18 protein-coding genes and 1 pseudogene are annotated in these 25672 nt (G+C 70.8%); 11 read left to right on the top strand and 8 right to left on the bottom strand.

Annotation, left to right across the window (positions count from 1 at the left end; translation table 11 throughout):
• The first annotated feature begins 1 nt into the window (after nt 1).
• Together ACIRPU_RS13560 and ACIRPU_RS13555 are read left to right on the top strand one after the other, a co-directional pair.
• The gene (locus ACIRPU_RS13560; RefSeq protein ID WP_403865932.1) at nt 2-2536 is read left to right on the top strand and encodes an ABC transporter permease; all 2535 of its coding nucleotides are present in this window, start codon (nt 2-4) and stop codon (nt 2534-2536) included.
• 366 nt (nt 2537-2902) lie between these two features.
• The gene (locus ACIRPU_RS13555) at nt 2903-3490 is read left to right on the top strand and encodes a lamin tail domain-containing protein (protein WP_403865929.1); all 588 of its coding nucleotides are present in this window, start codon (nt 2903-2905) and stop codon (nt 3488-3490) included.
• A gap of 118 nt (nt 3491-3608) precedes the next feature.
• On the opposite strand, the gene ACIRPU_RS13550 is transcribed toward ACIRPU_RS13555, so the two are convergent.
• Nucleotides 3609-5141, bottom strand: a complete 1533-nt coding sequence (locus tag ACIRPU_RS13550) for an FAD-dependent oxidoreductase (protein ID WP_403865926.1) — start codon at nt 5139-5141, stop codon at nt 3609-3611.
• A 126-nt stretch (nt 5142-5267) separates the two neighbouring features.
• Between ACIRPU_RS13550 and ACIRPU_RS13545 the strand changes: the two genes are divergently transcribed.
• The 3 genes and pseudogenes from ACIRPU_RS13545 (at nt 5268) to ACIRPU_RS13535 (ending at nt 7761) form a co-directional block, all read left to right on the top strand.
• On the top strand, nt 5268-5744 hold the full coding sequence (locus tag ACIRPU_RS13545; protein WP_403865922.1) for an SRPBCC family protein: 477 nt from the start codon (nt 5268-5270) through the stop codon (nt 5742-5744).
• Nucleotides 5745-5837: 93 nt separating this feature from the next.
• Entirely contained in the window at nt 5838-6992 is a 1155-nt protein-coding gene (locus ACIRPU_RS13540; protein ID WP_403865920.1) for an aromatic acid exporter family protein, read from the top strand.
• A gap of 107 nt (nt 6993-7099) precedes the next feature.
• Nucleotides 7100-7761 (top strand): annotated as a pseudogene (locus ACIRPU_RS13535) (GAF and ANTAR domain-containing protein).
• Between the two features lie 82 nt (nt 7762-7843).
• Here the strand turns inward: ACIRPU_RS13535 and ACIRPU_RS13530 are convergent.
• On the bottom strand, nt 7844-9622 hold the full coding sequence (locus tag ACIRPU_RS13530; RefSeq protein WP_403865917.1) for a SulP family inorganic anion transporter: 1779 nt from the start codon (nt 9620-9622) through the stop codon (nt 7844-7846).
• A 142-nt stretch (nt 9623-9764) separates the two neighbouring features.
• The gene (locus tag ACIRPU_RS13525; protein ID WP_403865914.1) at nt 9765-10739 is read right to left on the bottom strand and encodes a helix-turn-helix domain-containing protein; all 975 of its coding nucleotides are present in this window, start codon (nt 10737-10739) and stop codon (nt 9765-9767) included.
• A gap of 118 nt (nt 10740-10857) precedes the next feature.
• Between ACIRPU_RS13525 and ACIRPU_RS13520 the strand changes: the two genes are divergently transcribed.
• Nucleotides 10858-11961 carry a saccharopine dehydrogenase family protein gene (locus ACIRPU_RS13520; RefSeq protein ID WP_403865911.1) on the top strand — a complete coding sequence of 368 codons (1104 nt, stop codon included), beginning with the start codon at nt 10858-10860 and terminating at the stop codon, nt 11959-11961.
• 94 nt (nt 11962-12055) lie between these two features.
• Here the strand turns inward: ACIRPU_RS13520 and ACIRPU_RS13515 are convergent, their stop codons facing one another.
• A complete protein-coding gene (locus ACIRPU_RS13515; protein ID WP_403865908.1) occupies nt 12056-13117 on the bottom strand; it encodes a YihY/virulence factor BrkB family protein in 1062 nt (353 codons plus the stop codon).
• Between the two features lie 227 nt (nt 13118-13344).
• Between ACIRPU_RS13515 and ACIRPU_RS13510 the strand changes: the two genes are divergently transcribed.
• Nucleotides 13345-14694: a hypothetical protein gene (locus ACIRPU_RS13510; protein ID WP_403865905.1), complete on the top strand. Its 1350-nt coding sequence runs from the start codon at nt 13345-13347 to the stop codon at nt 14692-14694.
• Between the two features lie 124 nt (nt 14695-14818).
• Here ACIRPU_RS13510 and ACIRPU_RS13505 read toward each other — a convergent pair whose 3' ends face one another.
• Nucleotides 14819-15106, bottom strand: coding sequence for a DUF4190 domain-containing protein (locus ACIRPU_RS13505; protein WP_403865902.1), 288 nt, complete (start codon nt 15104-15106; stop codon nt 14819-14821).
• Nucleotides 15107-15972: 866 nt separating this feature from the next.
• Between ACIRPU_RS13505 and ACIRPU_RS13500 the strand changes: the two genes are divergently transcribed.
• Together ACIRPU_RS13500 and ACIRPU_RS13495 are read left to right on the top strand one after the other, a co-directional pair.
• A complete protein-coding gene (locus ACIRPU_RS13500; RefSeq protein WP_403865899.1) occupies nt 15973-18435 on the top strand; it encodes a P-loop NTPase fold protein in 2463 nt (820 codons plus the stop codon).
• Nucleotides 18422-19438, top strand: coding sequence for a hypothetical protein (locus ACIRPU_RS13495; RefSeq protein ID WP_403865896.1), 1017 nt, complete (start codon nt 18422-18424; stop codon nt 19436-19438). Before ACIRPU_RS13500 ends, ACIRPU_RS13495 begins: the two co-directional genes overlap by 14 nt.
• Nucleotides 19439-19540: 102 nt before the next feature.
• Here ACIRPU_RS13495 and ACIRPU_RS13490 read toward each other — a convergent pair whose 3' ends face one another.
• Both ACIRPU_RS13490 and ACIRPU_RS13485 read right to left on the bottom strand, forming a co-directional pair.
• On the bottom strand, nt 19541-21238 hold the full coding sequence (locus ACIRPU_RS13490; RefSeq protein WP_403865893.1) for a transglycosylase domain-containing protein: 1698 nt from the start codon (nt 21236-21238) through the stop codon (nt 19541-19543).
• A gap of 167 nt (nt 21239-21405) precedes the next feature.
• The gene (locus ACIRPU_RS13485) at nt 21406-22503 is read right to left on the bottom strand and encodes a sigma factor-like helix-turn-helix DNA-binding protein (RefSeq protein WP_403865890.1); all 1098 of its coding nucleotides are present in this window, start codon (nt 22501-22503) and stop codon (nt 21406-21408) included.
• Nucleotides 22504-22775: 272 nt separating this feature from the next.
• Here ACIRPU_RS13485 and ACIRPU_RS13480 point away from each other — a divergent pair, with 272 nt between their 5' ends.
• Both ACIRPU_RS13480 and ACIRPU_RS13475 read left to right on the top strand, forming a co-directional pair.
• Nucleotides 22776-23312: a SigE family RNA polymerase sigma factor gene (locus ACIRPU_RS13480; RefSeq protein WP_403865887.1), complete on the top strand. Its 537-nt coding sequence runs from the start codon at nt 22776-22778 to the stop codon at nt 23310-23312.
• The gene (locus tag ACIRPU_RS13475) at nt 23302-24102 is read left to right on the top strand and encodes a hypothetical protein (RefSeq protein WP_403865884.1); all 801 of its coding nucleotides are present in this window, start codon (nt 23302-23304) and stop codon (nt 24100-24102) included. The genes ACIRPU_RS13480 and ACIRPU_RS13475 overlap by 11 nt, the downstream gene beginning before the upstream one ends.
• 180 nt (nt 24103-24282) lie before the next feature.
• On the opposite strand, the gene ACIRPU_RS13470 is transcribed toward ACIRPU_RS13475, so the two are convergent.
• Complete coding sequence (locus ACIRPU_RS13470; RefSeq protein WP_403865881.1) at nt 24283-25101, bottom strand: hypothetical protein; 819 nt, start codon at nt 25099-25101, stop codon at nt 24283-24285.
• Nucleotides 25102-25672 lie beyond the last annotated feature (571 nt).

The following is a 25672-nucleotide window of genomic DNA, read 5'->3' as shown; positions in this document are numbered from 1 at the left end:
CATGTTCCGTCTCGCGATACGCATGGTCGGACACCGGATCGCCGCGCTGATCGCCGTGGCCTGCGCGGTCCTCGGCGGCGCGGCACTGATCACCGCCACCGGTGTACTGGCCGAGTCCGGCCTCCGCTCCCATCTGCCCGCCGGTCGGCTCGACGGCGCGGACGTCGTGGTCGCGGCCGACCAGGAGTTCCATCCGGCCGGTGAGCTGCCGCTCGCGCTCCCGGAGCGGCGCAGGATCCCGTCCCGGCTGGTCGACGAGCTGGCCGGGCTGCCCGGTGTCACCGTGGCGGTCGGCGACCTCAGCTTCCCCGCCGCCCTCCTCGACGCCCGCGGACAGGTCGTACCGGCCCAGGACCCGCGGGTGGCGGGGCACGGCTGGTCCTCGACGAAGCTGGCGAAGCCGCGGGCCGGCGGGCACCTCGACGGCGTCGCGCCGACCGGTTCCGGCGAGGTCGCCGTGGACAGGGCCACCGCCGCCGCGGCGGGGATCGCGACGGGGGACGGGGTGCGGGTCGTCGTCGACGGCCGCCCCGCCGCCGGCTACCGCGTGTCGGCGGTCGTCGACGCGCCGGGTGCGGGCATCTTCTTCGCCGACCCGACGGCCGCCCGCCTGGCCGGTCGCGCGGGCCGCGTCGACCTGGTGGGCCTGCGCACCGAGCCCGGCGCCGAACGGCGCGTCGCCGCCGAGGTCCGGACGGCGCTGAAGGGCACCGGTCTGCTGACCGTCACCGGAGCCGACCGGGGCGACACGGCCGCACCCGGCGCCGGCGCGTCCCGCTCGCTGCTGGTCCTCCTCGCCGGTTCGCTCTCCGGGATCGTCCTGCTGATCACCGGATTCGTGATGGCGAGCGCGCTGGCCGTGTCGATCGCCGGACAGCGCCGCGACCTGGCGCTGATGCGGGCCGTCGGCGCGACCCCGAAGCAGATCCGCCGCCTGGCCGCCGCCCAGTCCACGGTCGTCGCGGCCGTGGCGCTGGCGCCCGGCGTGGGGCTCGGCTACCTGCTGGCCGGGCAGTTCCGGCGACTGCTCGCGGACCGCGGGGTCGTACCGTCCGAACTCCCGCTGACCTACAGCCCGTTGCCCGCCCTCGCGGCGATCCTGCTGATGGTCCTGGCCGTCCAGGTGTCGGCTCGCTGCTCGGCCTGGCGCACCTCGCGGATGCCGGCCACCGAAGCGGTCGCGGAGTCGCGCAGCGAGCCGCGCGAACCGTCGCGGGCCCGGACGCGCGTCGGCGTGCTCGTCATCGTCGGCGCGACCGCTCTGTCGGCGCTGCCGCTCTTCTCCCGCACGGTCATCGGTGCGACGGCCACGTCCATCGCGGGCATCCTCGGGGCGATCGGCCTGGCGCTGGCCGGCCCGGCGCTCGTCCGGGGCGTCGGCGGGGCCGCGGCCCGTGCGACGGGGTCGGGCGCCTCGGCCCCCACCTGGCTGGCGATGGCCAACCTCCGCGCCTACGCCCTGCGCAACGCGGGGATCGTCAGCACCCTGGCCATGGCGGTCGTGTTCGTGCTGACGTACGCCTTCACCCAGACCACCGTGCTGGCCGCCACCGCCGACGACACCCGCACCGGCACCCTCGCCCAGCAGCGCCTGACCGCTCCGGGCCTGGGGGGCCTGCCCACGGACACGCTCGCCGCCGTACGGAACACGGCCGGCGTACGGGCCGCGGCCCCGGTCGGCACGACCACCGTGGTCTGGCAGTACCCGCAGTTCGGCGACACGACGACCGAGTCGGAGCCCGCCACGATCCTCACCCCGGACGCCTCCGACGTCCTCGACCTCGACGTACGCGACGGCAGCCTGGACCGTCTGCGCGGCGCCACCGTCGCCGTCAGCGGCGACGCCGCCCGCACCCGCTCCGCGACCGTGGGCCACCGGGTGAGCCTGGTCCTCGGCGACGGCGCACGGGTCGACGCCGAGGTCGTCGCCGTGTACGGCCGTGGCCTCGGCTTCGGCACGGTGGTGCTCTCCCACGACCTGGCCGCCGGACACACCACGACCTCGCTGGACCAGTCCCTCCTGATCCGCACGGACGGCACGGCGACGGCCCGGCAGGGCCTCACGGCGCTCGCGGCGTCCCGCCCCGGCCTGGCGCTCCAGCCCGCGAACCTGCCCTCGGCCGGCGGCCTGAAGGACGCCCCGCCCGAGGTGTGGATCAACCTGGCCACCATCGTGGTCCTGCTCGTCTACCTGCTGCTCAGCATCGCCAACAAGCTCGTCGCGGCCACCGCCCAGCGCCGGGTCGAGCTGGGCGCCCTCCGGATGAACGGCACCACACCCCCTCAGATCCGGTCGATGATGCGGCGCGAGGCCGCGGTGACCGCCGCCACCGCGCTCGTCACCGCCCTGCTGCTCTCCGCGCTGCCGCTCGCCCTGCTGGGCCAGGGCTTCCTCGGCCGTCCCTGGCCCGCGGGACCCGTCTGGCTCCTGCCCGGCCTCGCGCTCACGGTCACCGTCACGGCCTTCCTCACCATCGAACTCCCGACCCGCCAGGCACTGCGCACCGCGCCGGCCGATGCCCTCCGCGCCCACTGAACGAGGCGGATCCGCCGACGGCAGGGTGACAGGGGAAGGGGCGGCCGTTACTCACTTTCGGGTGACGGGTCGTCGCCCGGCGGGGTGGCGTGACATGGCGTCCGGACGGCACAGGCCAACTCCCACAAGGGGTCATCGACTGTCGGAACGTCAACTTCGGTACTTATTCACTTAAATGGACGTTGCAGCCGAGAGTCACAGAGATATGGACAACAGGTAACACACGCCACGTTTCCTACCCATCTCCCGCACCCCGTGGACAGAGTGTGTCTGCGGCCAGCCGACCGCACCCGCACATCGCATCAACCCCCACGGCGTCCACGAAGGCCGCAGTGGGAGGGTGCCCGCACATCCCAGGGGAATTCTTTGTCCACTTCCGCTTCTGTCACCGCTCGTCGTCTGACCGCCGCCGCCCTCACGGCCGGCGCCCTGGTCGGCGCGATGGCACTGCCGGCGTCCGCGTCCGACCACGCTCGTCCCAACCGCCCGGAGGTGCGGATCAGCGCCGTCCAGTACGACGCCCCGGGACGTGACGACCGCTCCCGGAGCTCGCTGAACAAGGAGTGGGTGGAACTCACCAACACCACGCGCCACACGATCAACCTCGACGGCTGGACCCTCGAGAACGAGGACGGCCGCACCTACACCTTCCACCACTACCGCCTGGAGGGCCGCTCGACGGTCCGCGTCCACACCGGTGAGGGCCGCGACTCCCGCCGGGACCTCTTCCAGGACCGCAACAGGGAGGTGTGGGACAACCGCTCCGACACCGCCACCCTGCGCAACGACCACGGCCGCTTCGTCGACGACGAGTCCTGGGGCCGCAACCGTCACCACCACGGCGACCACGACGACAACCGCGGTGGCGGCCACCACGGCGACCACGGTGGCAGCCGCGGTGGCGACCACGACGGCAACCACGGCGACAACCACGGTGGTGGCCACCACCACTGACCCACCCGGACCCGGTGAGCCGATGAACACCTGACTCGGCACACCGGCGCGCGACAGGCGGCGCGCCCGGCCTTCCCAGGCCCGGGCGCGCCGCTCGCATGTGCGGCGGCGGGTGCGGTTACTCCGGAAGGTCGCGCTTCTCCAACGGGTGTACCGCCGGGCCTTGGAGGATCTTGCCGTCCGGGGCGAAGCGGGAGCCGTGGCAGGGGCACTCCCAGGCCTGCTCGCCGTTGTTGAAGGACACGATGCAGCCGAGGTGGGTGCAGCGCGCCGAGACCGCCTGGAGCGAGCCGCTCTCGTCCCGGTGGACGGCGTACTGCCGCCCGCCCAGGCGCAGCACGGCGCCGTGGCCCGGCGGGATGTCGTCCGGCGCGAGGGCCGTCACGGCCGGCAGCCGGTCGCCGACGAAGTGCCGGGCCACCTGCGCCTGGTGTTTCAGGAACGTGGCCCCCTCGCGGACCACGGACGCCAGGCGGCGCGGGTCGTACAGGCCGCTCCAGGCCGGCTCCCGGCCGTTGATCAGGTCGCCGAGCAGCCGGCCCGCCATGATGCCGCCGCTCATGCCCCAGCCGCCGAAACCGGTGGCCACATAGGCGTGCCGGCTGCCGAGGTGGAGCGGTCCGACCAGGGGCACGGAGTCGGTGGAGTCGTTGTCCTGGGTCGCCCAGCGGTGGGTGAAGGTGAGACCGTCGAAGCAGTCGTCGGCCCAGGCGGACAGCCGGGCGAACCTCTCCTCGACGTCGGCGGTGCCGGGGGTGAAGTGTTCCCCGGTGACGATCAGCAGGCGTTTGCCGTCGCGGTACGGGGCGGTGCGCACGGAGCGGGTGGCCCGTTCCGGTGTGATGTACATGTCGCGCGGGGCGCGGTCCTCGTCGATGGTCGCGGCGACGACGAGTTCACGGCGCGGACTGAGCCGGGTGGACAGCAGCGCCCGGTCGAAGACCGGGTAGTGCGTGGCGATCACGACCTCGCGCGCGCGGACCGACACACCGGTGTCGGTGCGCAGGAAGCAGGGCTCGCCCTCGGTGAGGCCGACGATCCGCGTCCCCTCGTACACCGTGCCGCCGCGCCGGCGCAGCTCCTCGGTGAGCGCCAGCAGGTACTTACGGGGATGGAACTGGGCCTGCCCGCTCACCCGGACCGCGCCGGCGACCGCGAAGGGCAGCCCCGTCTCGGTCACGAACTCGGCGGGGAGTCCGGCCTCACGTGCCGCTTCGGCCTCCGCCCGCAGCTTCGCGACGTGCCGCGGATCCTCGGCGTAGGTGAAGGCCGCCGCCTCTTCCCACGCGCAGTCGACGCCGAGTTCGTCGACGATCTCGGCGGCGTGCCGGATCGCCTCGGTCTGCGAGCGCGCGTACAGGGCGGCGCCCTCGGGGCCGCGGGTGCGCCGCAGATGGTCGTAGATCAGGGTGTGCTGGGCGGTCAGCTTGGCCGTCGTGTGGCCGGTGACCCCGGCGGCGACCCGGTCCGCCTCCAGCACCGCCACCTCGCGTCCCTGCCGGACCAGCTCCCAGGCCGTGCTGAGACCGGCGATGCCGGCGCCGACCACGGCGACGTCGACCGTGAGGTCACCGGACGGCGGGGGCGCCGGGGCGCCGGGCGGCGCGGTCTCCAGCCAGTAGGAGCCCTGGGTTCCTGTCTCGGCGTTCATGGCGGCCGAGTTCCCGCCGTGCGGCGGGATACGCCGTAATACACCCTCATGTGTCGGTCTTGATTCCTGTGCACTCGGGTACCCGGCGTCCTGCGCAACGGAAACGACCGTCAGCGAGGAGGAACGATGAGCAGGGTGAAGGAAGCGGTGGAGGTCGACGTCCCCGTCCACACGGCCTACAACCAGTGGACGCAGTTCGAGGAGTTCCCGAACTTCATGGAGGGGGTCGAGGAGGTGCGGCAGCTCGACGAGCGGCACAACCACTGGACCACCAAGATCGGCGGGGTGCGGCGCGAGTTCGACACCGAGATCGTCGACCAGCTGCCGGACGACCGGATCACCTGGCGGGTCGTCGACGGCGACTCCCGCCAGCGGGGATCCGTCCGGTTCGAGCGCCTGGACGACAGCCACACCCGGGTGGAGCTCACGATGGACGTCGAGCCCACCGGCATGGCCGAGAAGGGCGCGGACATGCTCGGCATGATCGACCGCCGGGTCAAGGGAGACCTCCACCGCTTCAAGGACTACATCGAGCAGCGCGGCGGCGAGACGGGCTCCTGGCGGGGACGCATCCGGCCCGGGGACCCCGGTTCGCCCCTCTGACCGGACCGCGCCCGGCGATCGGGTTCGACGATTCGATGAGCGAAGTCGCGGTCGGCGGGTGCGTATCGTCCCTGGTGTGGCACTCGCTGTGCCATGGAGTGGACGCGTAGGACGACATGGGCCGTTCGGCTCTGGGCCGGGTCCGCCGTGGCCGCGGTACGGCGGGCGGCGGCGGGCCCGGGCCGCGAGCGGGACCTGGCGGTCCAGGCGGGCAAGGCGGCGCTGGCCGCCTGGCTGGCGTGGGCGGTCGTGGGCTGGTGGCTCGAGGCCCCCATGGCGTTCGTGGCGCCGTGGGTCGCGGTCGTGCTGGTGGAGTCGACCGTGTACCGGTCCGTCGCGCACGGGCTCCAGCAGCTCGCGGCGATCGCCGTGGGCACGGTCATGGCCACGGCGGGGACACTGCTGCTGGGCAGCACGATGGCCGCCATGGCCCTGGTCCTTCCCGCGGTGCTGCTGCTGGGGCAGTGGCGGCGGCTGGGAAGTCAGGGCGTCTACGCCGCCACCGGTGCGCTCTTCGTGCTGACCGGTGGCCAGGTGAGCGTCGTCTCGTCGGCCGCCCGCGTCGGGGAGGCGGTGTTCGGCGCGGTGGTCGGTGTGGCGGTCAACGTGCTGATCCGGCCGCCGGTGTACCTGCGCGACGCCCGCTCCGCACTGGAGGACGCGGCCCGTGAGGCGCAGGAGATCCTGGACGCGGTGGCCGACGGCCTGGCCGACGGCGAGTGGGACGGACAGGCGGCCGGGAACCGGCACGAGCGGGCCCTGCGCCTGGGCCGGCTGGTCGACCAGGCCCGGTCGGCGATCGGCTGGAGCCGGGAGAGCATGCGCGGCAACCCGCGCGGCCGCCGCGCACAGCCCCGCTCCTCGCGCGGCAAGGCGTACGACGACGCGCTGGTCGTGCTCGACCACGTCGCCGTCCACACCGCGGGGGTGACCCGGACCGTGCGGGAGATCGCGGAGAGCGGGGAGACGTCCCGGCCGCCCGCGAGGATCACCCACGCCTATGCGGACTTCCTGCGCCACACGGCGCGCGCCGTCCGGCTGTACGGCCGGACCCGGTTCGCCCCGGGCGACCCCGACGACGCAGGGGCGGAGCAGCTGCGTGAGGCGGTCGGGGAACTCCACCGCACCCTCGACGAGTTCCGCCGCCGGCTGCCGGGAGCCGTGCCCGACGACCCGGACGCGCTGGTGACGTACGGAACGCTGCTGGCCCAGGCGCACCGGCTGGCCGATCAGCTCGTCCGGGACTGACGCCCCCGACCGTGCCGTCTCCGAAGGCCGCCGCGGCTCGCGTGCAGGGTGGGGGTGACGACCGGGAGAGGCGGAGGACGCGATGGACTGAGCGGTTCGCTCAGCAGCTGGCGTCGACGCCCGCGACCTTCTGAAGCAGGATTCGGTGGGGGCCACGCTGAGCCGGATCGCCACCTCGGCCACCGAGCTGGTGGAGGGCTGCGACGAGGCCGGCATCCTCACCCTGCGCGGGACGAAGGTGGACACGGTGGCCGCCACGGACCGACTCGTCGTCGACAGCGACCGGCTGCAGGAACAGCTGGGCGAGGGGCCGTGCTTCGACGCCGCCCGCACCGCGCAGAGGGAACGGGTGTTCCGCATCGCCGACTTCACCCTGGAGCAGCCGCGCCGGCCCGCCTACGCGCCACGGGCCCACGCCCTGGGCGTGGGCAGCATGATGGGCTTCCTGCTGTTCACCGAGGACGAGGACCTCGGCGCGCTCAACCTCTATTCGCGCAGACCCGGCGCCTTCACCGAGGCCGGCGAGACGGCCGGCTGGCTGCTGGCCTCGCACGCCGCGGTCGCCTTCTCCAGCGCCCGCGCGCACGCCCAGATGCAGCAGGCGGTCGCCACCCGGCATGTGATCGGCGAGGCCATGGGCATCCTCATGGGCGGTCACCGGCTCACCGAGGACGAGGCGTTCGACGTCCTGCGCCGCTACTCGCAGGAGCACAACGTCAAGCTCCGCGAGGTCGCCCGCCGGGTCTGCGAACGGGGCGGCCTCACCTGACGGACGGGCTCCACGACCGGGGCGCCGCTCACGTCGCTCACGTCGCTCACGTCGCTCACATCGCTCATGCCGCTCACGTCGCTCACATGTCGTCCTGCGCGGCGGCGGGCGGGGGCGTGGCGGCGTCGGGGCCCGACGTCCATTCCGCTCCGGTGCGCAGGCGGAAGGCGGCGACGGCGGCCTCCACGGTGGGGAAGAAGTGCCGGGGGTCGATGGTGCGGGTGAGCCCGTACCGTTCAATCTTGCGTCGCACGGGGTCCTTGAGCTCGGCGAAGACCAGGTGCACATGGTGCGCGTTGAGCGTCTCGTCGAGCTCCGCCAGAACGTCGGCGGCGGTGGTGTCCACGTCCGTCATCGGCTCCGCCGCGATCACGATCCAGCTCGGCCGCGGGTCCGCCCCGGCCAGCCGCCCGACCTCGTCGCGGAAGGCCTTGGCGTTGGCGAAGATGAGCGGGGCGTCGAACCGGTAGATCACCAGGCCCGGCAGCCGGCCGGCCGCCGGGTAGGAACGGACGTCGTGGTAGCCCTCCAGGCCCCGCACCCGCCCCAGCACGGTGTTGTACGGCCACCAGGCGCGCCGGAAGACGTTGAGGACGGACAGCGCCACGGCGACGCCGATCCCGGGCAGCACGCCGAGCAGGGCCACGCCGACGAAGGCCGCCAGGCACAACGCGAACTCCGTCCGGCGCTGCCGCCACAGCCGTACCGCCCCCGGGATGTCGGCCAGGGACAGGGACGCGGTGATGACCACGGCGGCGAGGGCCGGCTGGGGGAGGTTGCGGAACAGGCCCGGGACCAGCACCAGCATGAGGACGATGAGCGCCGCGCCGACGACCCCGGTGAGCTGGCTCCTGGCCCCCGCGCGCTCCGCCACCGCCGTACGGGAGCCGCTCGCGCTGACCGGGAAGCCCTGGAAGAGACCGGCCGCCAGGTTCGCGACGCCGACCCCGGCCATCTCCTGGTTGCCGCGGACCTCCTGTCCCGAGCGGGCCGCGAAGGCCGACGCGTTGGAGATGGTGTCGGCCAGGGACACCAGGGCGATCCCCAGCGCACCGCCGAGCAGCGGGGGGAAGTCGGCGAGCCGGACGTCGGGGACCGTGAACGGCGGGAAGCCCGCGGGCAGTTCCCCGACCAGGACCACACCGTGCTCGCCGAGATCGAGGACGGTGGTCGCGGCGATCGCCAGGACCACCATCACGAGCACCGCGGGGACCTTCGGCACGAAGCGCTGGAGGACCAGGACCAGGACGATCCCGCAGCCGCCGACCGCCGCGGCGGCCGGCACCGCCGCCCCGTCGGCGAGCTTCCGCACGAAGCCGGCGCACTCGCCGATCAGGTTGTCCGCCTCGACCTTGAAGCCGAGCAGCTTGGGCAGCTGACCGATCAGAATGGTCAGGGCCAGGCCGTTCATGTAGCCGATCATCGTCGGCTTGGAGATCAGATCCGCGATGAAACCGAGCTTCGCCACCGAGGCGAGGATCATGACGGCCGCCACCATCAGCGCGAGCACCGACGCCAGCGCGACCGCCCGGTCGGGGTCACCGTCCGCCGCCACCAGGGGCAGCACGGTGGCGGCGATCATCGGCCCCAGCGAGGAGTCCGGGCCCAGCACCAGGACCCGGGACGGCCCGCACACCGCGTAGCCGAGCAGACAGAGGATCGTCGTGTAGAGGCCGGTGATGGCCGGCAGACCCGCCAACTCGGCGTACGCCATGCCCTGCGGCACCAGCAGCGTGGTCAGGACGACGCCCGCGACCAGATCCTTGACCAGCCACTCGCGCCGGTAGGACGCCACCGCGCGGACCCCGGGAACAGCCCCCCACCGGGAGCGAAGGGTACGGCTCAGGTGCTGGTCCGTCACAGATCGTCCTTCCGTTCCGCCCCACCGCTCCCGGTGCGCGGGGCGTGAGGCGTGGGGCGCGAGGCGCGAGGCGCGGGCCATGATGCGCGGGGCGTGGATCACCTTGCCCCAGACCGTGCGCCTCGTACGCACGGATCCCGTTTCACCCGGCCCGTGTCGGGTCGACGCCCGGCCGTGCGCGGAAGGTCCGGCGGTAGGTGTCCGGAGGCACGCCGACCGTGCGGTTGAAGTGCCGGCGCAGCGTCGTGGCGGTGCCCATGCCGGTGGCCGTCGCGATGACGTCGACGACGTCGTCGGTGGTCTCCAGCAACTCCTGGGCGCGCCGGATCCGCTGGGTCAGCAGCCACTGCAACGGAGTGGTGCCGGTCACCGTCCTGAAGTGGCGGCCGAGGGTGCGCGAACTCATCCGTGCCCGGCGGGCCAGGTCCTCCACGGTGAGCGGCCGGTCGAGGCGCTCGATCGCCCAGGGGAACAGCGAGGCGAGCGGGTGGTCGTCCCGGGCGGGCACCGGGGCGGCGACGTACTGGGCCTGGCCGCCCGCCCGGTGCGGCGGCACGACCAGGCGGCGGGCGACGGCGTTGGCGACGGACGAACCGTGGTCGAGACGGACGAGATGCAGGCACAGGTCCATCGCGGCGGCCTTGCCGGCGGAGGTGAGCACACTGCCGTTGTCCACGTAGAGCACGTCCGGATCGACCTCCAGCCGCGGATGGCGGGCGGCCAGGACGTCGGTGTGCGCCCAGTGCGTGGTCGCGCGCCTGCCGTCCAGCAGTCCGGCGGCGGCCAGCACGAACGCGCCCGTGCACAGCGAGGCCACGCGCGCACCCGCCTCGTGGGCCGCGCGCACCGCGTCGACGAGTTCGGCGGGTGGCTCCTCGTCGACGTCCGCCCAGCCGGGCACGATCACGGTGTCGGCCTGCCGGAGGCGGCCCAGGCGGTCGAGCCCGTGGTCGGGCTCCAGCCGGAACCGCCCGACCCGCACGGCGTCCGACCCGCAGACCTCGACGTCGTACCAGGGGACGGTCACGCCGACCGGAGCGGCGCCGAACACCTCGTACGCCATGGACAGTTCGAAGTGCAGCATCCCCTCGGTGACGGCCAGCGCGACGGTACCCATGTCCGAAAGTGTACGGGGCATGTCGTTCCGGACACTCACGCGCGGACACCCACCCTCGCCAGGATGTTCTCAACGGATCACGCGGATCACGCGGATCATTCGAGGGCGGGGGGAACCCATGGGAACGGCATCAGGGTCGGGGTCGGGCACGGGGCGGACGGTGGTGGTGTACGGCGCGTACGGCCACACCGGACGGTTCGTGGTGGCACGGCTGCGGGACCGCGGCTTCGTCCCGGTCCTCGCCGGCCGCGACGCCGAGAAGCTGCGGGCGGCGGCATCCACGTGGACGTCCGCACCCGCACCTGGACTCACACCCGCACCCGGACTCGAGGTCCGGCCCGCGTCGGTCGACGACCCCGCCTCGCTCGACCGTGCCCTGGCCGGCGCGGACGCCGTGATCAACACCGCCGGTCCCTTCGCCACGACCGCCGCTCCGGTGATCGAGGCGGCCCTGCGCGCCGGGATCCCGTACGTCGACGTGGCGGCGGAGATCGAGGCCAACCTCGACACGTTCGCGCACTTCGCCGACCGTGCCCGCGCGGCGGGAGCGGTGATCGTCCCCGCGATGGCCTTCTACGGCGGTCTCGGCGACCTGCTCGCCACCGCCGCGATGGGCGACTGGACGGCGGCCGACGAGGCGGACGTCGCCTACGGACTGAGCGGCTGGCACCCGACCCCCGGGACACGCACCGCCGGCACGGTCTCCCGGGAGCGGCGCGGCGGCCGGCGCGTGCGCTTCACGGGCGGGCGGCTGGAGTACCACGACGACCGGCCGACGCTCCTGAAGTGGGCCTTTCCCGAGCCGCTGGGCGCCAGGGAGGTCGTCGGGGAGTTCACGATGGCCGACGTGGTCACCATCCCCAGCCACCTCGCCATCCCCGCCGTACGCACCCACATGACGACCGAGGCGGCCACGGACCTCGCGGCCTCGGACACCCCGGCGCCGACCGCCGCCGACGGGAACGGGCGGTCCGACCAGACCTTCGTCGTCGACGTCGTCGTACGCTCCGGCGGCGCCGAACGGCGCGCCGTGGCGAGCGGCCGGGACATCTACGCCGTCAGCGCGCCGCTCGCGGTGGAGGCGGTCGAGCGCATCCTGACCGGCCGGACCCGCACGGTCGGTGTCGCCTCCGCGGGCGAGATCTTCGACGCGCCCGACTTCCTCCGCGCCCTGTCCCCGCACATCTCCCTCGAGCCGGTCCAGGAGCGGACGGTGTCCTGAACCCGGGGTTCCGGCCGCCTCCGCCCGGGGTTCCGGCCGCCTGCGCCCGGGGTGCCGGCCGCCTCCGCCCGGGGTGCCGGCCGCCTGCGCCGGGTCAGGACCCGAGGCGGCGGCGGTCCTCCTCGTCCCAGGTGCGGGTGTCGCGCGGCTGGACGTACGGCTCGTCGTCGGCCGGGTGGCCGCCGGCGACGGCGCGCTGGCGGACCAACTCGGCGTCGAACTCCAGGCCGAGCAGGATGGCCAGGTTGGTGATCCACAACCACACCAGGAAGATGATCACGCCGGCCAGAGTGCCGTAGGTCTTGTTGTACGAGCCGAAGTTGGCCACGTAGAGCGCGAACCCGGCGGACGCGACCATCCAGATCAGCAACGCCAGGAAGCTGCCCGGCGTGACCCAGCGGAAGCCGCGCACGCGCGCGTTCGGGGTGGCCCAGTACAGGACCGCGATCATCACCGTGACCAGGACCACCAGCACCGGCCACTTCGCGATCGACCACACGGTCAGCGCCGTGTCACCGACCCCGAGGGTGGTGCCGACCTGCCGGGCCAGACTGCCGGTGAACACCACGATCAGCGCGCTGATCACCGCCACGACCATCAGCACCACGGTCACGCCGACCCGCACGGGCAGCACCTTCCACACCGGACGGCCCTCGGGGATGTCGTAGACCGCGTTGGCGCTGCGGATGAACGCGGCGACATAGCCGGACGCCGACCACACCGCGAGCACCAGGCCCACGATCGCCATGACCGAGCCGATCCCGCCCTTGCCCTGCATCTGCTGCACCGCGTTGCGCAGGACGTCCTGAGCCGCGCCCGGCGCGAGTTTCTGGATGTTGTCCAGGACGGTCTGGGTGGCCGACTGCCCGACGATCCCCAGCAGTGACACCAGCGCGAGCAGCGCGGGGAACAGCGCCAGGATCGAGTAGTAGGTCAGGGCCGCGGCCCGGTCGGCCAGCTCGTCCTTCTTGAACTCCTTCAAGGTTCCTTTCAGTACCGCTCCCCAGGAGCGTTTTGGCAGGTCAGTGGGCTTGTCGGGGGCCTGCCGCTCCACCTGCTCGTCCGGACCGACGGCGGCCGGATCCTGCCCGGTCCCGCCGTCGCGGTCGGCCGTGCGCTCGTCGTGCCGCTTGTGCGGCTTCAGTGTCCGTACCATTCCGCACGGGTATCCGGCCTGACGCCACACATGCCTACATATCGAACATATCGGACTCATATTTCCGTGTCCGCGACGTTCTCGGCCTTCCGCCGTGGGATCAAGAAGACGGTGAGAACTCCGCCCCACGTGCCCGCCACCTACAACCTTCCGTCCCGGCGGACCGTCCAACTCGCGCTCGGTGCAGACCACTTGCCGGGTGTATTCGGTCCGATCCGGGAGATTTCATGAATTCTGTGACCGTCGGGCGCGCACTGCGCCGCGGGGCATGTGCCACAGCCGTGGGGGCGTTGATCGTCGCCGGTCTCGGAAGCGGGGTCGCCCTCGCCGACGACGAGCCGCAGACCGACCAGCTGTGGATCCAGGCGCCGTACGAGCAGGCGGTCACCGTCGCTCCGGACGGCGGGGCGGCGCAGTACCGGTCGCTGGCGCTCGGCCTGTACCACGACAACGGCAACTTCACCGTGACCGAGGGGCGGCTGACCGTCGACGTATCCGGGCTCGCCGGGGTCGCCGAGGTGGTCTGGCCCGACAACTGCACACCCGACGACGCCGGCGCCGTCGCCGTGTGCGACACCGGGGACGTACCGACCCGCTACAGCGCGCAGGTGCAGCTGAAGGTGCGGGCCGCCGCCGGGGCCGCCGTGGGAGCGCAGGGTTCGATCGCGTACGCCGCCGAGGCCACCGGCGGACCCGACGGCACGCTGGTCGTCCCGGAGGACTCCGCGGCGACCTCCGTCACCGTCGGCTCCGGCCCGGACCTCGGCGTCAGCGCCCCGCAGGACGTCACCGACGTCGCGACCGGCACCGCCCTCACCGTGCCGTTCTCCGTCACCAACACCGGCAACGAGACCGCCCACGGCTTCAGCGTGCGGATGTGGGCGACGTACGGCCTCGACGTCGTCACCCGCTACCCGCAGTGCACCTACAGGGGGCCGGACGACGGCGGCGAGTACACGCCCATGACATACGTGACCTGCTCCTTCGACACCGACGTCGCGCCCGGCGCCACCGTCCCGCTGCCGGAGCCGCTGCGGCTCGCCGTCACCGGCCACGCGCTGTACGAGCGGTTCGACTACGAGGTCCAGCCCGGCGGCGAGGTCACCGACCTCGACAGCTCGGACAACGGTCGTGCCTGGCACATCGACGCCGACAACACCGCCGACTTCGCGGTGCGCGGCAGCAAGGTGAGCGGCGCGGCCGGTGACACGGTCACCGCCGCCTTCCGCTTCGTCAACCGCGGCCCGGCCTGGGTGGGCAACGTCAGCTCCGGCGACCCGGTCGCCGTGATCGACTTCTACCTCCCAGAGGGCACCACCGCCACGTCCGTCCCCGACACCTGCCGCACCGCCTCGACCTCCGGCGACGACCCGGCCGTCGGCCACTACGCCTGCACCCTGCCGATGTGGGCCAAGCCGGACCTCAAGGTCAAGTTCCCGTTCCGGCTGCACATCGACCGGCTCGTGCCCGACGCGACGGGCCGCGTCGTCGCCCGCCCCGACTACGGCACGTCCTTCCCCTTCGACCCGAAGAGCAGGAACAACACGGCCGCGGTGGTGCTGAACCCGTCCGCCTGACGGCGGCCGGCCGCGCACACTCCCGCGGCCCCGGCGCAGGCCCCGGCCCCGGCCTGCGCCGACACGGCGGCGCCGGGCCGGGGTCGTCCCCCTCGGCCCGGCGCCCGCCGCGCGTCCAGGGCGGTCAGCCGCCCACGTACCAGCTGAATCCGCCGTTGCTGGCGGCGACGACCAGGAGCACGAGCCACAACACCACGTCGACGATGCCGAGGATGATGCCGGCCTTCGCCATCCCGGCGCCGTTCTCGACCGCCGCCCGGCGTCGGGCGACGGCGCCGAAGATGATGGCCAGCGGCCCCAGGACGATGTTCAGGATGAACAGTCCGACGATGCCGCAGCACAGACTCGCGATGGCCAGACCGTTGGTGCGTGATCCGGAGGACGCGGTGGAAGAGCTGCCATAACTCGTCATCGAATACTCCCGATTGTCGATTGCGCGGACCGAACGGGCCACGCACTCCTCACTTTCGGCTCGCATTCTCCGAATGCCCCTCCGAGGCACTCCCATGTCGACGACCCGTCAGATACGTCCCGTAGCACGTGACATCCGGGCGGAGTTCACCGCTGAGCGTCGCATCGGCGCCCCGCCGGAGCCGCCCTCCCGGACGGCCCCCGCTCGGGGCGTCGCCGAGCCCTCGACGACAAGCCTGGCGGCGCACCGCCAAGCCCCCTCGCCACCCCGAGTGACGCTGTCGGGACCGGCCGACCCGGCGATGAACGCCGAGCAGTGTTCCCGTGCTGCCGAGTAGTGTTCCCGTGCTTGCGTCAGGCTCTCCGACCCGTTGGGACCGCCCAGGACCTCGTCCGCGTCGACATCGTCCTGCCCGTCGTCCTCCCACCCGCCGTAGAGGGTGCGAGCCAGGTCCCGGACCCGCGTCGCGCACCTCTTCGCCCGCCTGCTCGACCTCACCCTCGGCGGAATTTGCCCAGCACAGTGCACCGCAAAATTGCTCAAGATCCGTTGGGGGACGGTACTTGATCTGACCGTTTTTATTGGATTCGGTTCTTCGATGAACAACCGGAGTCATGGCTTCGATATCCCGTACCGTTTCTGCTCTGTTAACCGGTTCGCCCGCTACCGAAGCCGGGTATGAGGCCCCTGTCACATGCCGGCCTGACGCACCCGACAGAAAGCGATCATGTAAGGCCTCTGAGCCGCCGTCCTGGAGCAGTGGCCTGAATCTGCGACGGCTCGCCGACAGTGCGACCATGGAAACAGAACTTTGACCGCGGGGTGACGAATACGTGGATGAGCGACAGCGGCTACAGAGGCTATGGATGGCGCCGGAAGGCCCGGTAGACCTCGAACGCGATACGTTGTTCCAACACCAAGAAGATTTCTACGGTCGTCTTAAATTCCTCGCCGAACATGTAGCCGCAGCGGTGTTCTCCCCCGAGCCGAGTCAATCCGCCGTGTATGGCGTGTCCGCGCCGTGGGGATCTGGAAAGTCCAGCGCACTGCACGTCCTGCTCGACCTGGTCTACGCCCTCTTGAAAGAGACGGAAACGTCGATCAGGCGGGACGCAAACGGGTTTCTCATCGGCGATGCCTACGTGGTCACGACGTCGACTTTCTTCGCTCCCCCGCACGCTGCGTCCTCTCAGCCGGCCCGGCTCGGCTTGGCCTATGAAATTCTTCAGGGGCTCCCCGCTTACTACAGGGATCAACTCCTCGAAGACCTCAACTACTCGGACGGCGATCTGGGAGCCGTGCGGCCGATCAAGGCGGAACTGTACCTCCGAAAGAAGCTCGACAGTTTTTCCTCCGGGCCCTTCTTGGAGAGGTGGATTCATGAGTCTTTCCTCGAATATCGAGAGAGCCAGAGGGAAGTATCAAAGCGCCTGTCGCACGTTCATATACAGCTCATAGACGACCTCGACCGCTGTCCCGCAACCTATACGGCTGAGATTCTGACAGCCCTGAACTTCTGGGTGACGGCACCCAATCTCTTCTTCGCCGTGGCCGCCGACGAGGAACATCTGAAGAAATCTGCCCAAGCGGCCACGGATCTACAGGAGCGATATCACGGGGAAGCTCTGGAAAAGTTCGTTCACTTTCAGTTGAGGCTTCCCGAGCTCCTGTCGGGGTTCGCCGACACGGCTCGATACTGCGAGAAGCTGGTGCCGGACAACCCGGTTCCTCGCGGTGTCGCACACCTCCGGAACCTGCTCCAGAGCGCCCCCACGGACGGGCCCCTGGGAGTACTTGCGCCGGCGCTCTCCGCGCACACCCCCAGGCAGGCGAAGCGGCTGTTCAACGAGTTGCTGCAAGAGTTTTCCATATTGCGCGACGTCGAGGGCGACTCCGTCAAGCGCATCATCTCGCGGCTGGTCTGGCCCGAGGCTTTCATGGAGTTCGTCGCTCCTGCGATCACGGCAGTCGAGCTTCGAGGAAGCAGTTCGCGACGCTCCGCGCGTCTGCATTGGTTGAGGCAGCTGCTCCAAGTCGCAGAAGAGGTGGTGGAGGATGGCACCGAAGACCTGGCAGGCGCAGAAGCCAGACTGAAGCAGCTCGCCAAGGAGCGAGGCATCTACCTCCAGGAATGTCCCCCCGATCTGCTCCTCTACCTGGCCGCACCGCCGGCGATACGACTCCCCGAGGAGCACGCCGGCACCGCCCGCGCACAAGAATTCCTTCGGAAGATCGGCGAACGAGAGAGCGCCGGGCCGGAATCGAACGGCGATACCGAGGAATCCATCTCGCAGATCGCCACCAGGTTCTATATCTCCCACCGGCTCGGCAGGAAAGATGAATTTCTGGACGATGCGAGGAAGGTGGTGTCGATCGGCCATCGTCGTGAACTGCCGCAAGCAGACGCACCCGCGATCGGCAACATGGCGATCCGGCTTGATGCCTGGGCGCCGGAGTTGGCCTGGCAACTGCATGAATTGGCGCATGCGACGGACCCGTCGCATGAAAACATCGAACTGAACCTGGCGGAGTTCCTGCTTGAATACGGAAGCATTGGGGCGCTTCCAGCCGTGGCTGAACATCTGGCCTCGGTGGCTGAGCGCGCGCCCGACTTCAAGCCCAACCGGCAGGCCCTTCTTGCGGCAACTTTGAACCTGGCGCAGGGATACCCGCCGCAAGAGGGAGAGCTCGAGGCTCTCGTGCAGGTAGCGGCCGAGGATAATTCCAACGACGGATTCCGTACCCAGGTTTTCCAGCTACTGGAAAAGGCCAAGAACTATGTACTGCTGGAGAAACTGATTCAGGAATGGGTAGAAACTGAGTGCAGCAAACCGGACCAGGGTCAGGCCTCGACGGTTCTCCGGTTCCTTGCGGACTCCTTTTCCGCTTCTCGCAACGATGAAGTAGGGGCCCGTGGAATCGACCTCATGCGGTATCTGTTGTGGACGGGGAGCTCTGCTGACGACGAAACATTCAGCTCAGCGGCCAGTAATCTTGCCGTGCTGCTTTCAGGGCATGGTTACGACGACATCTCTGGGATGCTTTGGCGTCTCGCCTATGAAATCTCGTCGGACAACTCTCAATTGAAGGCGGCCTATTCCTCACACCTCATCAGCATCGATGACGCGCAAAATGCGCAGGCAGTGCAGCTGGGTCAGATGGTGGACATTCCAGGACCCACCGAAGCCGAGATGGAAGCTGCCTGTTCCAGGCTTCCCGCATATTTCTCGACGGGCCCATGGTGGTGGGAGGAAGCATGCCTGCCGACAGTACCTCGCAAACCATTGACTGCCCTGCGGCCGCGCGGAGGGAAAAATGGAGGAGAATGAGGGTCGTCTGTTGCAGTCGGTCGGTTCTCTCGGGAACGCCGCGGCCTGGGCTGTCGTCAACGAGCGTTGCAATCTTACGGCGGCCGAGTTCAAGAAGGTGGTGCGCTCCGCGGTCGGCCACGGTTTCATTGTGCTACATGGCTCACAAACGAAGCCCTCCCTGGAATTGACAGTCGAGGGGAGGCGGGAGTTGGCGCGGTTTCGTGGCGTCGAGCAGGGAGGAGTCGCCGGGATCGGATCACTCCTCATTTTTGTGGCGCTACAGTTCGAGCTCGATGAACTGTGCAGGCGGTGGGGTCTCACCCAAGAATATCCACAGATTACCTGGACGGGGACTTGCGAAGGCTTTCCAGTACACGTCCTGCCCGCCCACAGCGCCGGCCGAGTCGAGGCGGCGATCGAAATGCTCGAATACTTGAACGCACCTGATACGGAAACGCCGGGCCTGGTCGTCGTGCTCGGGATATGCGGCGGGTTCGAGGAGGATGGAGTATCCCGGGGTGACGTGATCAATGCGCAAGTAATTGCAGACCTGGGCAGTCGCAAAATGCGGACCGGTCCGGATGGCGATCATCCGGAATTCCGTATCAAGGCATTCAATGTGGATAATCGCCTGACTCGAATATTTCAGTCGGGTTCCTTCGACAGGAACGCCTGGATGGGGCAAGCAGTAAGCGAGTTCGACTTTCCCGAAGGTCGCCGCCCCACGCTACGCAATGGCGGGGGTGCAACTCTTGTCTCCGTTGACGAAGTGGTAAGCACTGATCAATGGCGGACTGACTTGCGCGCCGCATGGCCAAAAGCCTTGGGCGTCGAAATGGAGGCAGGCGGTGTATTGGCAGCATGCACCCGCAAGCAGGTGCCCGTCGCCGTCTTGCGGGGTGTATCGGATCTCGCCAACCCTCTGAAGGCAGATGACGAATGGCGCCAGCGGTCGATGCGGACCGCCGTGCTCGCGTTCGAGTGGGCTCTGAAGGTTCTCCGGAAGGCAGAGGCCGACTGACCGGCCTGCCGGTCTCGCCGACAGCGGCTTCACCGCCCATGCGCCGCCCCCGCCACCCTTGGCATCGTTCGGCGCATCGGTTCGGCGCATCGGTTCGGCTCATCAGTTCGGCGCGTCGCTCGCCGCGGCACCCTCCGCGGCACCTTTCGACCCGTCCTTCGTGGCGGCGTCCCAGATCCTCGCCGCCACACTCTGTGCGAACTCTGGCGGCGACGGCTCGTTCGGCAGCTGCGCGGGGACCGTCGTGCCCTTCCCGCTGCCTGCCCGGTCGGCGAACAGCGCGACCGTCAGGGCGAGTCGGTCGTCGTACCCGGTGGTCCACACGGTCCGCCGGGTGATCCCGCCGCCCGCCCCGGCGACGGCGAAATTCTTCGCCTCCGCCGAGCCCGCGTCGACGGCTTCGTCGACGGCGACGGCCCCCGGTCCGGCCCCCGATCGCACGCCCGCCACCAGCGCCACCTTCTCGTCCAGAACCTGCCGCACGTCGGGACGCGCCCGGTAGACGGTGCGGCCCTCCCGTGTGATGCGTGCGACGGTGTACGGGCTGGCGTACCTGCCGTCCGCCGCCACCGTCGCGTACGCCGACGCCAGGTTCAGCGGGGTCGGCGCCGTCGTCTTCAGCAACTTGCTCAACGGCTCGCCCGCATGCCTCACCTCGCTGAACGGATCCAGGGCCGTCCCCGCCTCCACCGCCCCGCTCACCGCGTCGTTGAACGACTGCCGCGCATAGTCCGAGCCCCCGTACAGCAGCCGTACCGCTCCGTCGCCGGGCACCAGGCCCACGACGGCGGTGTGCACCCGCACACCCTTGCCCCCGGGATGCCCCTGGACGAGTTGTGTGGCGCTGTCCTGCAACGCCAGGTCGAAGGTGGTCGTCACGCTGTAGCCGCCGCTCGCGAGCCGGTCCTCGGTGATGCCGAGCCGGTCGGCGGCCTCCTTCGCGGCGACGTCGATCAGATACTGCCGCTGCCCCTCGGTCTCGCCCGGCGGATAGAACCGGAAAGCCGGGAATCGCGCCGCGGCCCGCTGCTTCGCCGTGATGCTCCCGCTCGCGGCCATCGCGTCGAGCACCCACTCCCAGCGGTTCTCCAGCTTCGCGGTCACCTTCGGATCGGAGCCCGCCTTCTCGTAGTACGAGGGGATGTTGAGGATGCTCGCCAGCGCGGCGCCCTGCGCGACCGTCAGGCTCTGCGCGTCCACGCCGAAGTAGTTGCGCGCGGCGGACTGGATCCCGGCGGCGCCCCGCCCGAAGTACACGGTGTCGAGATAGCCCTCGAGGATCTCGTCCTTGGTGCGGGTGCGGTCCAGCTTGATCGCGATGAGCGCCTCACGCGCCTTGCGGGCCAACGAGTGTTCCGGGCTCAGCAGCGCGTTCTTCACGTACTGCTGGGTGATGGTGGAGCCGCCCTGCGGGTCGCCGCCCGTCAGCGTCGCCAGCGTGGCCCGCGCGATGGCCCGCGGCGAGATCCCGCTGTCCGTACGGAAGGAGCGGTTCTCCGCGGCGATCACCGCGTCCTGCACATGCCGGGGGACCGCGGACAACGGGATGTCCTGCCGGTCGACCGGTCCGCGCCGGCCCAGATAGGCGCCGCCCGAGTCGAGGAACACGGTGCTCTGGGTGACGGTCTCGGGGTGCGGCTTCGGAATGGCCGTCAGGTGGTACGCCAGTACGGCCGCCGCACACAGCGCAGCGAGCAGCGTGAGGAAGGCGTACAACAGCCGGCGGAGCCGCCGACCCCGGTTGCGCCGGAACCGGATCCGCAGCGGCACGCGCTCACGGTGCCGACGTTTCGACAGCATCCCCTTCCGCGGCCGCCGCGCGGTGCGCACCGGTCGCGGCAGCAGCCTGTCCGCCCCGCCCCCGGCCTCCTTCCCGGACCCCGCCCCGGCCTCCTTCCCGGACCCCTTCCCGGCCTCCGTTCCGGTCCCGTCCGGGTTCCCGTCCCCTTCCCTGTTCTCGAACAAGCTCATATCCGCCACCACTCGCGGTCCGACCGTGCGGCGACCCTGCCCGAGGCGTCGTACACCGTGACGATCCGATCGTCCCCGCCCAGGGAGAGGAGCGTCTGTACGTTCTTGCTGGGCAGTGGCGTGCTCGCGTACCAGATGCCCCACCCCGGACTGCCCGCCAGGACGAGGACCTTCGCGGTGGTCCTGCCGCCGGCGCCGGTGTTCACCTCGACGCGGGCCGGGTCGCCGCTCAGGCCGTGGAAGAGGCCCGACAGGAAGAACCCGCCGTTCACGCTGTCCACCCGGAGGGAGACGCCCGGTTCGTCGAGCGGGCGGTCGCTGTCGTTCCCCGGGAGGGGCACCGACCAGTGCCCCCCGTCGGCCGTCAGCCACATCCGTACGCCCATCCCGGCGGTCACCCGCTCGCCCGGCCCCACGACCCGGATCGGGCTCGTGGCCTGACGACGGCCGTCCCCCGGCGGGGCTCCGGACGCCCCGTCCTGCGTTCCGCCACCCCCGAGCCGGTCGGCGGCGAAAAGGGCGCCGGGTGCGAGCAGCGCCGCGCAGACGGCCGAGGCCAGGGCAAGGCGGCGGCGTCGGCGGATGCGGCCCCCTGCCCGGAGGTCGGCCAGCGGCACCTCGGACGGGGCGATGTCCCGGGCGGCACGGGTGAACGCCTCGCGCAGCTGCCGGGGGTCGGCGCCGGCCTCCTTCAGACCTTTTCTGGCATGCGCACGCACCGCCCCCACCGAGCAGCTCAGCAACTGGGCGATCTCCGCGTCCGCCAGTCCCTCCCAGACCCGCAGCACCACGACGGCCCGTCGGCGCGCGGCCCGCCGTCCGCGCAGCCGGCGCAGGTGATCGCGCACCAGACAGCGCCGCACATGGAAATCCACGTCGTTGCGCGGAACCCGTCGCCACCGCGCGCACATCCGCACCAGCGTTCTGCGCGCCAGGTCCTCCGCGGCACCGGGGTCGTCGGTGAGCAGCCGAGCGGTCACGACCAGCCGGGGCCAGTGCTTGCGGGCGTACGCGGCGAAGTCGTGGCCGACGGGCGGCACGGGGAGCGCGGGCAGTACGGGGAGCACGGGGAGTGCGTCGGGGGTGGGTGGCACGTGGGCGGTCCTTCGGCTCGGGAACTCGGTCGTGGTCGGACGCATGGGGCCGTCCGGCCTGGTCGGGCAACCGTTCGGTCGTGCAAGTAGGTTGAGCAGGCAGTGAGCCAACGCCGTCAGGGAAGAGGGAGCCTGGAATCCGTGTACGCCGTCTTCCCGGTGGGGGTTGCGCTTCGCTGGATGCGACCTACGCGAGTACGCGACCTACGCGACCTGTACGCACGGCGGAGGTGGCCAGGTTGCAAGGAAAGGGCAGAGATTCCGGTGGGGGCATGACCGAGGACGAGTTCGACGCCTTCTACGCGACCGCGTTCCCCCGACTGACCGGACAGCTCTACGCCTTCACCGGAGACCACGGCGAGGCCCAGGACGTCGTTCAGGAAGCGTTCGTGAGGGCCTGGGACCGGCGACAGCAGTTCCTGTCGGACAACGCTCCCGAGGCGTGGATCCGCACGGTGGCCATGCGGCTGGCGGTGAGCCGCTGGCGGCGCGCGAGACGCTGGCTGGAAATCGTACGGCGCACTCCGCCGCCCGACTCCACCCCGGGGCCGGGCCCTGAGCACACCGCGCTCGTGGCCGCCCTGCGCGAACTGCCCCCGGCTCAGCGGATGGCGATCGTGCTGCACCATTTGTGCGACCTGAGTGTGGAGCAGGTAGCCTCCGAGACCGGCGCGCCCGTGGGGACGGTCAAGGCGAGGCTGTACAGGGGGCGGGCGGAGCTGGCGAAGCGTCTTGCGGGAGACGAGGCCGATGGGCGCGTCGGCGGGGCCGACGGGCAGGGCAGGAAGGAGAGCCGCCGTGTCCGATGAACTTTCCGCCGCGCTGAGCGAGTTGGCCGCCGCCCGAGCGACCGCTCCGATCGTCGGCGGCCCCGCGACCCGTGCCCGGGCGATGCGCCGCAGGCGCCGCCGCCGTGCCGCCGCGACCCTGGGTGCGGGGACCGCGGCCCTCGCGCTGCTGGGCTTCGCCCTGACCCTGCACCTCGGCGACGACCCGGACCACCCGGCCGGACGCCGCGCCTCCGCCGTGACACCTCCGGGTGCCGTCCCGCCGTCGGCGGCCACCCCGGCACCCGTCTCCGGCACGCTCGACCTGTCGGGGCGCGACCTCACGTTCGGCGGTCGCGTGATGCCGATCCGCTCGACCTTCGACCTCCAGCCCGCGTCCACGAGCACGACCTCGATGACGGTGGTCGCGAAGCCGGTACGGATAGCACTGGCCGCCGACGTGCCCTTCAAAGGCTCCACCGTGGTGAACGTCGCGTATGCGGTCGAGCTGCGCCGCGGGGAGGACGGCCCGCTCTACGTCGGCACCTTCCCCTCGGCCATCAAGGCTTCCGGGGGCTACGACGTGAGAGGCGGCGTGATCGGCCTCGGCGTCGAGGACGCGCAGTGGTTCTACGCCCGGATCCGCCTCAACGACAGCATCACGGTGACGACCGGCACAGCGCCGACAGCCACCCCCTCGACCACCACCCCCTCGGCCGGCGCCCCCTCGACCACCACCCCCTCGGCCGGCGCCACGGCGTCCCCGTCCGACGAGGGACGCGCCGCCCCCTCCGTCCGCTTCTCTGCGCCCCTCGGGGAAGGAGCGGGCTAGAGCCCGTGCGGCGGGTCCAGCCGACGATCACCGTTCCGGCGCACATCCGGCACGCGACGAGTGATCGCAGAGCACAGCGGAAAGGCCCAGGTCGATGACCTGGGCCTTCTTCATGGAGCGGGTGACGAGAACCGAACTCGTGCTCTCGGCTCGGGAAGCGGTGATCAGGTGATCAGGTGATCAGTGGTCGTCGGTGATGGTGGTCGCGATGCCGTTGCTGATCTTGACCTCGGCGGAGAAGCCCTTCTTGGCAGCCGTCTCCAGTTGGGCCTCGGTGCACTCGACGCCGCCCTCGCCGCCCGGCCCGGTGTTCACGGCATCGCAGATGTCGTCATAGCCCATGATCTTGGTGTCATCGGCGACGAGGAACTGCTGCTCGGTGCCCTTCATGTCGGAGACGGTGTACTTCCCCGGCGCCAGGTAGGAGACGTTGCCGAACCAGGTTCCGTTGACGCCCTTGCCCTCGTCGACGCCCTCGACCACGGTCTCTCGAGAGTCGGAACCACCGTCGGAGTCGGAGTCGGAGGCCGAGTCGGACGTGGAGTCCTGCTGTGCGGCGCGGCGCTCGGTCACCAGGGTCGCGACGCCGTCCTTCATCTCCACGTCGGCGTTCACGGCACCCTTCTTGAGGGCCGACTCCAGCTGGTCGAGCGTGCACGGCGCGTCCACCTTGGAGCCCGCATCGCCGCATATCGTGCCGACGCCGTAGACCTCGGTGTCGTCGGCGACCCAGAACTGCTGGTCGTCCTTGCCCGACACGGACACGATGTACTTGCCCGGGGCGAGGTAGGTGACCTTGCCCTTCTTGAACGAGCCGCTGACGCCCTTGGTGCTCTTGGCGCCCGACGCCTTCCCCGCGGCCGCCACCGGGCTCGCCGTGTCCGCCGCGCTCTTGCCGGACGAGCTGTCGGCGGTGCCGTTCTGGCATGCCGTCATCAGCAGTCCGGCGGTGATCGCGGCGGTGGTGAGGACGGCCTTGCGCAGGTGGCGGTTCTTCACGGGAGGTTCCTTCCGGGGGCGGAGGCAGCAGGCAGCCGGCGGCTTTTCACCGCTTCCCGCTCTGTGATCACTATGAGGTCTCCCAGAGCCTTCAGGTCACGCCCGTCTTCCCTTCCGGACACCGCCGTGGCACAGCCGTGACACAGCAACACATCTGCCGTGAAGGCCAGTTGGTGGGCACCTCTCTGACGTCACACAGCAGTGCGCCCGCCTTCACGCGGCCGGCCGACCCCCATGTGGATCACCGATCACCGATCACCGATCACGCCCGCGCCAGCGCCCGCGCCCGCGCCCGACCTGTACGTACCGCCTGCGCTCTCGGCGCGTCTGGTCCTTCGTGCTCAGACAGGCCCGTTGTCAGTGCCTGCGTCTATGGTCTCAAGCGCGCGGTCGGCTTCCGGGGGTTCCAGCTCCACAGGGATGGCTGCATCCCCGGCCTGTCTGGGGGCGGCTCGGAGATTTCGTCCGGGACCTAACCGACGGCCGGGCTTCGTCGATGGCCACGAGGTGACCTGCCAGCGCCGGCCGCGCACCCCCTCTCACAGCGGCGGACGCACGCCTCCCCCCCGTG

The organism is Streptomyces sp. NPDC102259 (genome assembly GCF_044766465.1).
Lineage (GTDB): Bacteria > Actinomycetota > Actinomycetes > Streptomycetales > Streptomycetaceae > Streptomyces.
Note: the sequence above shows the minus strand (reverse complement) of the source record. Positions and strands in the feature narration are given on the sequence as shown.